The sequence below is a fragment of the Nocardia alni genome (genome assembly GCF_019038435.1).
Classification (GTDB): domain Bacteria; phylum Actinomycetota; class Actinomycetes; order Mycobacteriales; family Mycobacteriaceae; genus Nocardia; species Nocardia alni.
The window spans coordinates 114,514-128,152 of the sequence record NZ_JAGPOX010000002.1 but is presented as its reverse complement, the minus strand read 5'-3'; the positions used below and the strand labels follow the sequence as shown (position 1 = coordinate 128,152).

Sequence of the window (13,639 nt, the reverse complement as noted above, 5' to 3'; positions counted from 1 at the left end):
CCCTTCCTGAACATAATTTGCTTGATGCGGCAGCCGCAGCTCAGCACGGTGACGCGGCCTTCAGCATTACTACAACAGACACCGTGGACGACTTAAATCTCATAGTACTACCATTAGAATCGACCACGATTGCGGACGTTACGAGAAGAGTGCATATGCCCGACAACATCGCAACCTCGACCGACGAGCCACTGGATGCTCTGGTCGTAGGCGCCGGAATCTCCGGCCTGTACCAGCTGTATGCCCTGCGGACCGCGGGCCTGAAGGTCCGCCTGCTCGAGGCGGGCTCGGGGGTCGGCGGCACGTGGTTCTGGAACCGTTATCCGGGAGCCCGATTCGACTCCGAGAGCTACACCTACGCCTACTTCTTCCCCAGGGAACTGGTGAACGAGTGGACCTGGTCGGAGGAATTCGCGGGCCAGCCCGAGACCGAGCGGTATCTCAACTTCGTCGCCGACCGGCTCGATCTGCGTCGCGATATCCAGCTGGAGACCCGGGTGACCGGGGCGCGGTGGAGCGAGGCCGAGCGCCTGTGGACGGTCACCACAGAACACGGTGCGACAGTGCGCACCCGGTTCCTGATCACGGCGCTGGGCATCCTGTCCAAACCCGCGTTCCCCAACGTCCCGGGGCGCGAGGACTTCAAGGGCGAGTGGTACCACACGGGCCTGTGGCCGCACACCAACGTCGAGTTCACCGGCAAGCGCGTAGCGGTCATCGGCACCGGATCCAGTGGTGTGCAGATCGTCCCGTTCGTCGCCAAGGACGCGTCGTCGCTGACCATCTTCCAGCGCACCCCGAACTGGTGCACGCCCATCAACAACTTCGCCATCACACCCGAATACGCGCAGCAGCTGCGCGACGACGTGGACAAGATCTACGAGCTGTGCCGCACGTCGCCGGGCGGCAGCAAGCACCGCCCGATGATGACGTCCTCCCTGGATCTGACGGACGAACAGCGGCGAGAGCACTTCGATCGCCTCTACCAGGCGCCCGGCCTGTCGATGGCGTTGGCGAACTTCCGCGACATCGCGTTGGATCGCACGGCCAACGCCAACCTCACCGCCTACATCGCCGAGAAGATCCGCGCCCGGGTCGACGACCCGGCCGTGGCCGAGAAGCTCATTCCGACCGACCACGGTTTCGGCCAGAAGCGCCCGCCCCTGGAAAACGGCTACTACGAGGTGTTCAACCAGCCGCACGTCGAGCTGATCTCCCTCGCCGACGAGCCGATGGTGCGCATCACCGAGACCGGGATCGAGACCACCAAGGGCCACTACGAACTGGACATGATCATCTTCGGCACCGGTTTCGAGGCCGTGACCGGCTCCTACCGGGCGATCGACATCCGCGGTATCGATGATCGCCCCCTGCTCGACCATTGGGACAACGGCCCCAGAACCTACCTCGGGCTGCAGGCCGAAGGCTTCCCCAACCTCTTCTTCGTCGGCGGGCCGCAGAGCACCGCCGGCAACATCCCGCGTTTCACCGAGGTTCAAGCCGATTGGGTCACGCGATGCATCGCGCACCTCACCGCGCAGGGGCACACCCGGATCGGCACCTCCGCCGCGGCCGAGGAGGAATGGAACGAGCACGTGCTCTCGGGAATTCGCGGGACGCTGCAGGAGACCGCCGAATCCTGGTCCTTCGGATCGAATGTCGAGGGCCGCAAGCGCGCCTATCTGCTGTACGCGGGCGGTCTGCCGACGTACCGGGACAAGATCACCGAGGCCGAGAGCGCCGACTACAAGGGATTCGAACTGTCATGAGTCGTTTTTCCACGGCAATCGTCATCGGCGGGAGCATCGCGGGCTGTCTGGCCGCCGCGGCGGTAGCACCGCATTTCGACGAAGTGCTCGTCCTGGACAAAGACAAATTCCCCGAATCGCCGCAGCAGCGCAACGGCGCCCCCCAGGGCGCGCACTTTCATGCCCTGCTCGCCGCGGGGCGCGAGGCCATGGACGAACTGCTGCCCGGGTTCTCCGAACAGGCACTGGAACTCGGGGCCGCGGAACTCGATTCGACCGCCGAGGTGATGCGCCTGGACCGCCTCGGCTGGTCGCCCCGGTTCCCCTCGTCGCTGAAGTTCCTGATGGCCAGCCGCCCACTGATCGAGTGGGTGATCCGCGATCGCGCCGCCGCGATCGACACCATCCGTTTCCTGCCGGGCCGCGCGGTCACGGGAGTGCTGACCACCGACGGCGCCGTAACCGGCGTGCGGACCAAGGACGGCGAGCTCGCCGCCGATCTCGTGATCGATGCGAGCGGGCGGCGATCCGAGGCGCCACAGTGGTTGGCGGAGAACGGCTTCGGGCAACCGGTCGAGACCGTGGTGAACGCGCACTGGGGCTACGCCAGCACATTCGTTCATGTCCCGGAGAACTGGGAACCCGGATTCCGGGCCCTGGCCTGCGTTCCGTTCGGCGAGGGCGCCCTGACCCCCGCCTCCGAGAAACGGGCGATGGCGATGTGGGTCGTCGAGGGCGAACGCCGCTGGGTTCTGACGGTGCAGGGTTCGGCCGGAGACTATCCGCCGAGCAAGGTCGAGGACCTGCTGGAGTTCGTGTCGTCCATCGGCGCGCCCGAACTGGATCGGGCGCTGTCGGAAGTCGAGTTCCCCGAACGGATTCGCATCTGGCGCGATACCACCAACCGGCTGCGGGACTACGCGGGCATGGCCGAGCGGCCGGAGAATTTCCTGACGATCGGCGACGCCTGGGCGGCGTTCAATCCCGTCTACGGCCAGGGTATGACCGTCTCCGCCCTCGACGCGCGGACACTGTCCCGGGAGATCGCCGATCATCTGCGCGAACATCCGGGATCGTTGCGCGGGCTCGCCGCGCGGTACTACGCGAAGAACGACGAGCTGGTGAAGTTCTGCTGGAGTTCCTCGACCGCGCTGGATTATCGAATTCCGGATGTCGAGGTCACCGTCGACGGTGTGCCGCAGGAAGTTTCGCCGGGAACCGCGGACTTCTCCGATCGCCTGGCCGCGTGGGTCTCCCTCGACAAGGATCGGTACATGAAGTTCCGGGAGACCACCCAGCTGCTGCGCTCCGACGATTGGCTGCGCTCCGACGAGGTCGTGAACGAAATCAAGGAGAAGTGGAATGAGCTCGGCGCGTTGGTGACTCCGCGCTGACGCCGCTCACGACGAAGGCGGCACACGATGATCGATCGTGTGCCGCCTTCGTCGTTATCCGGGCCTACTGGTGAGCGGGCACGATACTGATCGCCTCTTCCGGGCACGCGATCGCGATGCCCTCCATGACCTTCCGGTCACTGGCCGGATGCACCTGGTCCAGGGCCTGCCCGTAGCCGATGTCGTCCGCGTCGAAATCCTTCGGCGCCAAGGCATAACACCGTCCGTGCCCCGCGCAGATACTGGAGTCGACTGCGTACCGCAGTTCCGTGTTCTCGGTGGTCTTCTCGGCGGAAGCCATAGTGTGTTCCTTTCTGTTGGTCAGAAGAATTCGAGCGGCAGGCTGGTGAGCTGTTGCATGAAGGCCCCGTACCGATGACGCGGGACGAATCCCTCCTTGATCCGGTAGTTCGGCAGCCGCTCGTGCCAGACCCGCAGGCCGATCTCCATCTCGATGCGGGCCACGTGCGATCCGAGGCATCGATGAATTCCCAGCCCGAATGCGGTGTGCCGGTTCACTTCCCGATCCAGCTGCACCGTAGGCGAGAACAGCCGGTCGGCTCCGCAGCGCGCGATGAAGATCCGGTCGCCCGGCTCGATCGGGAATCCGTTGAGCGTGGTGGCCTTCTTGGCGATCCGGCCCGCGGGCCCGCCGGTGTTGTAGTAGCGGGTCAGCTCCTCCACCGCGGCGTTCGTCTGCTCGGGGTTGCGCACCAGGAACTCGCGATCCTCCGGCGTGCGCGCCAGGTGCCACATGATGTAGCCCAACTGCGTCGAGGTGGTCTCCTGACCGGCGATGAAGCACAGCTTCCCCATGTCGACGAGCATTTTCTCATCGATCGGAGCGCCGTCGACCTGCATCGTGATCATCTTGCTCGCGAGATCGTCCTTCGGGTTTTTGCGGCGCCGGGCGAACAGGTCCCCGACGATCGCGTCGATCTCGTTCTCGATCTTGTCGCGCTCCTCCTGGGTCGGGAACTCGAATGTCGCGCGCTCGGCCAGGTGGAACATGTGGTCGGTGTCGCCGTCGTCCAGACCCAGCCAGCCCAGGAAGAATCGCGCCGGCAACAGCGAGGCGAAATCGGCCGTGAACTGGCACTCGCCCTTGGCGATGATGTCGTCGATCAACTGATTGGTCAGCGCGTGGATTCGCGGCTCCAGCGGAGTCAGCTCCTGGGGGCTGAAGAACGGAATCAGGGCGCGCCGGTATTTGGTGTGGATCGGCGGATCCATATTGATGGGCGGAACGCTCAGCCTGACTTCTTCCTTCGTATACACGATCGTCGTAGGCAGGCTGGACCACGAGGCGTTGTCGCGCAGGACGGTCTTGATGGTGTCGTAATCGGCCGCGACGAGAAAGCCGCGATTCGCCGGGCTGTAGAACAGCGGACCGACTTCCGTGGCCTCGTCCCAGACTCCGAACGGGTCGATACCGAGCCGCTCATCGGCCTCCAGATTCAGCGTGTGAATCGGTAGGCCCTCACTCTGCGCCCGTTCCAACATGGTCGACATGAACAATGCTCCTTAACTGTTATCCACGGATCAGGCGCGCTCGCGCCGGCGTCATCACAGATCCGCTCCATTGGCGTAGATCACCTGAAGCTGGCTGTATTCCTTCAGGCCCTCGATGCTGTTCTCGACTCCGATTCCGCTCCATCGGGCTCCGGCGAAGGGGACGTGCGGACCGTGATTGATGGCGTGGCCGTTGATGTAGACCATGCCGACCCGCAGCCGGCGGCCGATCGCCAGCGCCCGGTTCGGGTCGGCGCTCCATACCGAGCCGCCCAGACCGTATTTCGACGCGTTGATCTCCCGGACGACGGCGTCGAGATCGGAATAGGGAATCAGCGGCAGCACGGGGCCGAACTGTTCCTCGTCGATGATCGGTTGTCCGGCAGGCACATCGGTGAGAATCGTCGGGCGCAGGAAGTAACCGCGCTCCTGCTCGGCCGCGCCGCCGGTCCGTACCGTCGCGCCCGCGGATACGGCCGAGTTCAACAGTTTCCGGACCCGTTCGTACTGCGGGCGATTGTTGATCGGCCCGAGCTGGACACCCTCTTCGGTGCCCGCACCCACGCGAATTCGCTCGGCGACCGCGACGAGAGCGTCGCAGACCGCGTCGTGAAGTGACTCGGGCACGTAGACCCGTTTGGCCGCACCGCAGACCTGGCCATTGTTGGTGAAGGCGCCCCAGAACAGATCTTCGGCGATCGCTACCGGATCGACGTCCTCGAGCAGAATGGCCGGATCATTGCCGCCGAGTTCGAGTTTCACCCGTTTCAGGTCGTCGGCGACCGCGGCCGCGATGGCTTTGCCCGCGGCGATAGATCCGGTGAAGGTGACCATCGCGGTGTCCGGATGTTTGGTCATGGCGACCCCCACCTCGTCACCGCCGGACACCACATTGAATACGCCGGGCGGCAGAATGCCCTGGAGCAGTTCACCGAGCCGCAGCACCGTCGCCGGGGTATAGGGCGACGGTTTGAGCACCACGGAATTGCCCGCGCGCAGGGCGGGAGCGAATTTCCACGCCGACAGAATGAGCGGATAGTTCCACGGCGTGATGGCCGCGACGACGCCGAGCGGGAATCGCGCCGTGCCCACCGATTTCTCGACGACGACCTCGAGGTCGGGGACCTCGACATCGGCGTAGAAACCGATCCAGGCGGCGGTTCCCTGCACCTCACCGATGGCATCGGCCACCGATTTGCCCTGTTCGGCGCTGAGCAGACGCGCCAGTTCCTCGGTGGCCCCGGTTACCACATCGGCGGCCTTGCGCAGCGCCTCGCGGCGCGCCCGGTCGTCCGCGGCCCAGCCGGCCTGTGCGCCGACGGCGGCGCGGAAGGCCGCGTCCAGCTCGGATGCCGTGCATTCCGGAACCTCGGCCCACGGCAACTCGGTTGCCGGATCGAGGACCGGGACGGTCGCCGTACCCGATGATCGACCGTTGATCGTCATGCTGAATCGCTGCAATTGCGCCATCGTGCTCACCTCGAGGTTGGGGCCGGCACAGGGCCGGCGGCGGGCCTGGCCCGTAAACACGAGTTCTAACTCGATAACGAACACAATAGTATCACCGATAGAAGATGACAAGACGGGGCTGCCGACGCGCCGCGGAGAACTATTATGGTTCGGCAGGCGGGATCAGGAACCGATGGTGAGGATCGTCCCCTCCGGCAACTCGACCAGCCCCTCGCCGGTGCCGAGCAATTCGTCCAGCCGCTCCCGGGCGATCCGTAAGCGGCGGGCGTACTCGTTGTGCTCGGCCAGAATTCGGTCCCGCTCCCCGGGCGAATCACCGGGTTCGCGGTCGGGCGTCACCGCGGCGCCCGGCGCGACGGCGCCGAGCAGTTCCTGCACCAGAGCGCGGGCCAAACGCTGGTAATCGATCTCGACGACCTGATTTCCCTGGACGGCGACACGCTTGGCCGCCTTCGAGCGCTTACCGGCCACCGCGGCCACGACCTTGTCGCTCGCGCTGATGCGGTAGGTGCGCTTGCCGCGGATCGTGCGCTCGATCTCGCCGTCCCGATCCATCGAGGTGATCAGCTGGATGAAGGCGATCGGCGAACCCTCGTACTCGATCGCCTCCATGAGCTCGCTGGTGGCGTGTCCGGACGTCTCCTCCAGCGGCCCCGTCGTCGCCAAGTATTCCCGGATGCGCGCACGGGCCGTTCGATCCCTAGCCACTGTCCCACCTGCCCTCGACGTATCGCATCGCTCTGGTGCACGAGTCGACTTCATGCGGTATGCACTCATGTTATGAGCACAACTTCAGCGTTATTGCATCACTGTATATGATGGCTGTCAACATGAATGGGCGCATCAGTGCAGACGACTGCAGGATCACAAAGAATGTAAGCCGTCTATCAGTTCGTGTCAATGGACGCCATTGACGAATAACACGATAAGATTTTCGCCATGGAAGACAGCGGCCGTCAGATCTCCGAAGCAGTGGAGCGTCTGGCGCTGACCCTCGGTGAGAGCGGAGCCGTCCCGATCGCCGAATTGGTGCGTGCGCTCGAACGCGCCGCGGAGCGGTTGCGCACTCGTACCTCACCCAGTGACGAGGTCCCGGTGGATCTCGTGACTCAGGCAGAGGCCTCCCGCACAGTAGGAGTCAGCCGCCAGGCTGTCAACCAGTGGGTACGCAAGGGCATATTGCAGACCTATTCGTCGGGGGACGGTCGCGGCGCGGTGCGGGTCTCCCTGTCCGAAGTCGCGATCGCCGCCAACCGGCACGCCACCCCGACGGTGTTCTCCCCCGTTCGGCGCCGTGAACTGGAGCAGTTCCTCGATCTGATCGACGAGGCCTCCACCCGGCAGTTCGCGCGCGAGCTGGTCGTGGCGCTCGAGGCCGACGAACCATCCAGCGACAGGTACGCCGACGAATCCCGGGTGCTGCGCGAATTCGTCGTCGCGGCAATGGATACCGGTTCCCGGCAGCGCGAATTCACCGCGGACGGCGTGCGATTGCTCTCCGACCTGCGCCCGCAGTTCGCGATCGATCGCTCGTCACCGTTCGGACGGCTGTGCGACTCCCTCGGCCTGCTCGTGTACTGCTCGGACGGCTCGGCGGGCTTCGACTCCCCGGTCACCGCGCTGCTCGGACTGCTGGGCGCGAGCACCGTCGGCTCCCAGTACCAGGGCGGCGACGCCACCGTCGGCAGCTCGATCGCGGCGGCGGCGCGCCGAGTCTGGGACACCGACTGGCCGACGCGCCTGTTCGACGCGGCCTTCTATACCGGGGAGCTGCATCGTTCACCGCTGACCCGATACACGGCCTCACTGACCTACCTCGACAACAACCGTTTCCTACGGCAAGCGCAGTCGACGGGCGTCAGCCTCGCCTATTCCAGGGGCCCCGGACCGCTTCTCCCGCAACGCTTCCACGGCGCACCGATCCAGTACGACATTCTGACCGGCGACTATCGCGGCACGCCCGTCTGGGGGTTCACGCCGGAAGCGGCCGCGGCCGTCGGGCGTCCGGCCGACATCTCCAGTGCGGTGAACCCCTTCCGGATCTTCAACTACGAGTACGGCCTGCTGGACTCGTCCATCCACGGCATCCGCCGATACTGCTTCTCGGTGCCCGACGCCCGCAAGGAACTCATCGACACCGTCCGGCCGATGTCGATGACCCAGCGGCAGGTGTATCTGGACTCCGCGACCGAAACTCTCGCGCGCACACTGGCTTCGCCGCAGATCGAACTCGTGGCCATCGACCGTCCCGAGGACTTCGACTGGTGGAAGGACCACATCATCCGCTCGTCCGAGCGTGAGATCCTGCTGGGCCTGCGCGACGAGCGCGCCCGCAAGATCGCGCATGCGCTGCTGGTGCAGACCAAGACGCTGCCCGATGTGATCGAGGCCGCCGATTCCGACAGCTCCCTGCGCGACCGGCTGCGAATCTACGTCAAGAATCTCGAATTCGACGTGATCGAAGCCCGTTACCAGGACGATCTGCGGCGCGGGGTGGCGCGCGTGATCAGCCCGGGTGGGCGCACGCTCGACTACGACGCGAGCCACGCGATGGCGAGCGAGGAGTTGCGCTCGTTCCTGCGCTGAGCTCTCATGACGAAATCCCCGGCCTGAAAGTTGTTTCCAGGCCGGGGATTTCGGGTGTTGCGATCAGTCGTGGAACGGCCCCGCGGGGATCACCACCGGTGAGGGAACCCCGCCCGTGGGGAAGGTCTTCACCAGGTTCAGGCTGCGGGTGTCGTAGACGACGATCTCACCCGGACCCGTGTGGTAGTTACCGCTCACCATCGGGCCGAACGCGGTCAAGGCCCCGTTGATATTCGGAGCCGGCGAGGAGAACGGGGTGGTCGGCACATAGGCGAGCCGCCCGTCCGGCGAGAACGTCACGTCCAGGGTGATCTTGCCCGGTTTCAGCATGCGAATCAGCGCACCGGTGTGCGAATCGACGACCGCCACGCTCCCGTCGAGATTTCCCACCCAGAACTGCGAACCGTCCGGAGTCGACGAGACGCTGTTCGGATAGCTGGTGATACCGGTGTTCACCGTGGCTGTCACCCGCCGCGACGCCGCATCGATGACCGAGTCCGTGCCATCGGCGAAATTCGATGTCAGCAGCCGCTTGCCGTCGGGCGTCACCGCCAGCCATTCCGGCGACAATCCGACCGCGATCGGATCGCCGACGAATTGGCCTGTCGCCAAGTCCATTTGATAGACGTGGTGCAAGCCCGCGATCCACATGGACTTGCCGTCCGGGCTCGGAATCGCGTAACCGATCGGTTCCCCGGTCTGCTGGGTCGAATAGGTGTGCACCACCTCATCGGTCTTCGTATCGATTTTCTCGATCGTGAAGCCCTGGATCGTGCTGAGATACAGCCACCGGCCGTCGGGCGACAGGTTCGTCAGCGGAAACAGCCCGCCCGGCCTCGGGATCGTCTTCACGATCTGCCCCGTGCAGGGATTGACGACCTTGGTGTTGGCATCGCCGGTGTACCACTGGTCGACATACAGCTTGGAGCCGTCGTTGAGCACGGTGACGTTGGAGGGCACCCGGAAGCCGGGGATATAGCGTTGCACCCGAAGATCTTTGGTATCGACGACCGAAACGGAGTTGTAGTCGGTGTCCAAGTTGGTCGAGTACGCGAGGTGGCCGGCCCCGCTCGGCCGGCAGGACCCCGGGTCACCCGGATTGCCCTGCGCCGCTGCCGGCACGGCCGACAGACCGGCCACGCCCACGGCACACATGAGTGCGATACCTAATCGCCTTCTAGACATACGACAAACCTCTCTAGCCCGACATTGCGCTTGATGGATTCGCCTCCCTGTCACTCCGGAGACGTTGGCGTCTCAGGCTATAAGCATGTTTCAAGTGTTGTCAATCACAGTTGGAACACGACTTAAACTATATTGCCCGGGACCCGCGTCCCCGGCCGGAGGCCACCGACTCACAGCCCTCGACCGTCGCCGTCATCGGTCCGCCCGCAGCCGGGGAGTTGCTGGTACATTTCCGCAATCATTGGCGTCGAGCACGTGGTGGATGTGTCAAGTTTGCTGGGCAGTCGCGGATGTGCCGGTTCCGCCCACACGAAATAATGTGTGGGCGTTAGGATTAGCGCTTGCCCCTTGCCCGGTGATCGTCCTGGAGTCGATGCTTGAATACTTCCGCCCCCGATCCGCGGACCTCATGTCCCGTGGTCGGTCACAGCATACCGTTCGATACCACTGAACAGCGGTTCCTCCTATGGGAACCGGAATTCGCGATGGATCCGCACCGCTACTACGCCAGGATGCGCAAGGACGGCCACAAGCTGGTCTCGGTGGAACTCGCGCCCGGCGTATCGGCCACCCTCGTGATCGACTACCGCACAGCGGTGCAGATCCTCAACGACCCCGAACATTTCCCCGCGGACCCTCGGGCCTGGCAGAACACCGTTCCCGCCGACTGCCCGATCCTGCCCCTCATCGGGTATCGCCCCGTCCCGGCCCGGACCACGGGCCCCGAACATCAGCGATACGCCGATGTGCATACCGAGGCGATGCGCGCGCTCGACCTGTACGCCATGCACGGCCACGTCGAGAAACTCGCCATCGAGCTGGTCAACAGCTTCTGCACGGACGGCCACGCCGACCTGATCAAGCAGTACTCGTTCCCGCTCTCGTTCGCCGTATGCAACATCCTGCTGGGCTGTCCGCCGGAGCTCGGCGACCGGATCGCCGAAGGCATGTCGAAGATCTTCGAGAACATCGACGCCGAGACGGGCAGTCAGATCGTCGGTGCCGCGTTGATGGAGTTGCTCGCGCTCAAACGAAGCACCCCGGGCGACGACGTCACCACGGCGATGTTGCAGCATCCGGCCAAACTCTCCGACGAGGAGATCTTGCACCAGATCAACAGCCAGTACGGTGCGGGCATCGAGATTCAGCAGACCCTGATCGCCAACACCCTGCTGCGAATCCTCTCGGAACAAACACTCGGCAGCAACGTGCTCGGCGGTAGCATGGCCACTCGCGACGCGCTGGACGAGGTCCTGTTCTCGGATCCTCCGATGTCGAACTTCCTGATCACCTATCCGCGCCAGCCGATGTTGATCAACGATTTCTGGCTGCCCGCGAACCAGCCGGTGGTCATCGGAATCGCCGCGTGCAACACCGATCCTCACATCAATCGCGGCAATATCCTCGGCAACAGATCACATCTGTCGTGGGGGCTCGGTAGTCACCGCTGTCCCGCGCAGGATATCGCCTACCTCGTCGCACAGGACGCGATCGACCAACTCCTCGACGCGATGCCGGAACTGGAATTGAACTTCCCCGGGGACGGGCCCACATGGCGCCCGGGTCCCTTCCACCGCTCCATGACCGAACTGCCGGTCGTATTCCCCCCGAGCCCACCCCTCAACATCCAGCCGCTGCGTACCTGACCCGGCGGCGGCGCATCGATTCCGTGTACGGTCGGCGCGCCGCCCCCGGATAGGTTCACTCGGTACCGGCAGCCTCGAGTTCGCGTGTGCCGGGCTCGAATCGCAGGTGCACGTTGTCCACGCCCCAGGCCAGTCCGAGATGTTCGGCAGGGGTCCGGTCCGGACGCAGCTCGAACGTCGGGATCCGCCGCCGCAACTCCTCGAACGCGATACGCAACTCGAGTTGTGCCAGAGGCGCGCCCACACATCGGTGCGGACCCAGGCCGAACGCGACGTGCGGTTTGGTACCCGAGTCGACGAACCGATCGAGAACGACCTCGTCGGGGGTCTCGTAATAGGCCGGATCGCGATTGGCCACCGCGAGCGGGAAGTGCACTCGCTCCCCCTTGGGCAACGTCATCTCCCCCACCTGCACCTCGTCATGCACGATCGTGCGCGTCGGGACCGGCGGCGTGGCCCACCGCAGGAATTCCTCGACGGCCGACTCGAGCAGCGCCGGCGACTCGAGCAGCCGATCCCACTGCCGCGGATGCCGCGCGAAGTACACCATCGCCTGTCCCAGCACGCTCTGCACCGTGTCCAGACCCGCCAGCATCATCAGCAGGAACAGGTCGAACAACTCTGTGTCGGAGAGCTTTTCGCCGTCGATCTCGGCCTCCAGCGCCGCCGACGTCACATCCTCGCGCCGCGGCGCGGCCCGCCGCTCGGCGATCAGCGCGAACATGTATTCGTGAATCTCACCGTGCGCCTTGCCCCGTGCGGCATTCGACTCGTCCTGCGAGACACCGGGCACGCCGTGCATGACCACATCGACCCAGCCGTACAAACGGGACAGGTCCTGCTCCGGCCACCCCATGATCTTCATGACCGTGACACCCGGGAACGGCAGGGCGAACCCCTTGTTGAAGTCACACTCCCCGTCCTCGATCCAGCCGTCGATCAACCGGTTGGCCCATTGCCGCAGTTCGTCTTCCAGCTGCGCGACATGCTTCGGCGCGAACGCCGGATCCAGCATCGCCCGGAACTGGCGGTGCCGAGGCCCGTCCAGCTCGATCGGGATCATGCCCTCCTCCGACCCGGTGGAGTTGATCCCGTCGGGATCGTTCGGGAAGCTGACGAACCCCCGATTGCTGCGCCGCAACACCCCGGCGATGTCGTCGTACCGGGTGAGCACCCAGCACCCGTTGCCGCGCGCCGAATAGCTGACCGGCGCCGCCGACCGGCGCTCGGCCAGCTCCGCCAACTGCTCGGCGATGGGCACAGCACGATAGGGGTCGTAGTCACGCCGATACTTCGCGCGCAACTCTTCGATGGGCACACCAGCTGAAGTCATACACATGCCTTAACCGCTCGTGGATCGCAATCCAAAGATGAACCCGCTCAACAGTAGAGCCTCTCCAGCCCACGGACCAGCGGGACCACCGGATCGAGACCGCCTACGGCACAATGCAGTTCGACATTACGTCTTGACGTGTCATGGCGCCAGCTGCCGCCGTCACGCGAGTTCCGTTGCCTCCCGCAGCTTCCGGAATTCGGTAGCCAGAGCGTCGAGCGTGTAATGGGCGTTGAGTCCGCTCGGATTGGGCAGTACCCAGATGGCGGTCGTGCCGAGTGTTTCGGATTGGCGTCCGACGGTGGTTCGTGGCCGGCCGAAAGCGGTGCGGTAAGCGCCCAGGCCGAGGACCGCCAGAACGTGCGGGCGGTACTGCCGGACTCTGTCGGTGAGCATGCGACCACCCTCGCGTAACTCCTGGGATGTCAGCTCTTCGGCCTTCGCCGTCGTGCGCGCCGCGACATTGGTTATGCCCAGTCCGAGTGCGAGCAGCTCCCGCTGCTCATCAGGCCGGAACAGGCGCGGCGTGAATCCGGACCGGAACAGCGTGGGCCAGAAGCGGTTTCCAGGCCGAGCGAAATGGTGGCCGGTCGCCCCCGACCACAGTCCCGGATTGATCCCGCAGAACAACACCCGTAGGTCCGGCGCCAGCAGATCGGGGATGGACCCGCCGTTCGCCGCGGCCAGATCTGCCGGTGTGGGCCGGTACCCGGCGGAATGTGCCATCCGCCTAGTCTGCCCTGCCCACGCCGGTGACCCGCAACC

11 protein-coding genes are annotated in these 13,639 nt (G+C 64.9%); 4 read left to right on the top strand and 7 right to left on the bottom strand.

Translation table 11 applies throughout. From position 1 onward, the window contains the following. Nucleotides 1-155 precede the first annotated feature (155 nt). Both JZ791_RS01650 and JZ791_RS01645 read left to right on the top strand, forming a co-directional pair. Nucleotides 156-1,769: a flavin-containing monooxygenase gene (locus tag JZ791_RS01650; RefSeq protein ID WP_216892295.1), complete on the top strand. Its 1,614-nt coding sequence runs from the start codon at nt 156-158 to the stop codon at nt 1,767-1,769. Beyond that, nucleotides 1,766-3,142 (top strand): FAD-dependent oxidoreductase, encoded by a 1,377-nt coding sequence (locus JZ791_RS01645; protein ID WP_216892294.1) that lies wholly within the window; start codon nt 1,766-1,768, stop codon nt 3,140-3,142. Before JZ791_RS01650 ends, JZ791_RS01645 begins: the two co-directional genes overlap by 4 nt. A gap of 64 nt (nt 3,143-3,206) precedes the next feature. Here the strand turns inward: JZ791_RS01645 and JZ791_RS01640 are convergent, their stop codons facing one another. The 4 genes from JZ791_RS01640 to JZ791_RS01625 all read right to left on the bottom strand — a co-directional run bounded on the left by JZ791_RS01640 (nt 3,207) and on the right by JZ791_RS01625 (nt 6,832). After that, nucleotides 3,207-3,443, bottom strand: a complete 237-nt coding sequence (locus tag JZ791_RS01640; RefSeq protein ID WP_254205056.1) for a ferredoxin — start codon at nt 3,441-3,443, stop codon at nt 3,207-3,209. Between the two features lie 20 nt (nt 3,444-3,463). Continuing rightward, nucleotides 3,464-4,654, bottom strand: coding sequence for a cytochrome P450 (locus JZ791_RS01635; protein WP_216892293.1), 1,191 nt, complete (start codon nt 4,652-4,654; stop codon nt 3,464-3,466). Nucleotides 4,655-4,708: 54 nt separating this feature from the next. Continuing rightward, nucleotides 4,709-6,208: an aldehyde dehydrogenase family protein gene (locus tag JZ791_RS01630; protein WP_308162712.1), complete on the bottom strand. Its 1,500-nt coding sequence runs from the start codon at nt 6,206-6,208 to the stop codon at nt 4,709-4,711. Between the two features lie 78 nt (nt 6,209-6,286). Next, nucleotides 6,287-6,832 carry a hypothetical protein gene (locus JZ791_RS01625; RefSeq protein ID WP_216892292.1) on the bottom strand — a complete coding sequence of 182 codons (546 nt, stop codon included), beginning with the start codon at nt 6,830-6,832 and terminating at the stop codon, nt 6,287-6,289. 231 nt (nt 6,833-7,063) lie between these two features. Here JZ791_RS01625 and JZ791_RS01620 point away from each other — a divergent pair, with 231 nt between their 5' ends. Further along, the gene (locus JZ791_RS01620; protein WP_216892291.1) at nt 7,064-8,710 is read left to right on the top strand and encodes a hypothetical protein; all 1,647 of its coding nucleotides are present in this window, start codon (nt 7,064-7,066) and stop codon (nt 8,708-8,710) included. Nucleotides 8,711-8,773: 63 nt separating this feature from the next. Here JZ791_RS01620 and JZ791_RS01615 read toward each other — a convergent pair whose 3' ends face one another. After that, nucleotides 8,774-9,865, bottom strand: a complete 1,092-nt coding sequence (locus JZ791_RS01615; protein ID WP_216892290.1) for a beta-propeller fold lactonase family protein — start codon at nt 9,863-9,865, stop codon at nt 8,774-8,776. A 515-nt stretch (nt 9,866-10,380) separates the two neighbouring features. Between JZ791_RS01615 and JZ791_RS01610 the strand changes: the two genes are divergently transcribed. Next, on the top strand, nt 10,381-11,541 hold the full coding sequence (locus tag JZ791_RS01610; protein ID WP_254205055.1) for a cytochrome P450 family protein: 1,161 nt from the start codon (nt 10,381-10,383) through the stop codon (nt 11,539-11,541). Between the two features lie 55 nt (nt 11,542-11,596). Here the strand turns inward: JZ791_RS01610 and JZ791_RS01605 are convergent, their stop codons facing one another. Next, nucleotides 11,597-12,874, bottom strand: coding sequence for a cytochrome P450 (locus JZ791_RS01605; protein ID WP_216892288.1), 1,278 nt, complete (start codon nt 12,872-12,874; stop codon nt 11,597-11,599). Between the two features lie 162 nt (nt 12,875-13,036). Then, a complete protein-coding gene (gene mug / locus JZ791_RS01600; RefSeq protein WP_216892287.1) occupies nt 13,037-13,600 on the bottom strand; it encodes a G/U mismatch-specific DNA glycosylase in 564 nt (187 codons plus the stop codon). Nucleotides 13,601-13,639: the final 39 nt, after the last annotated feature.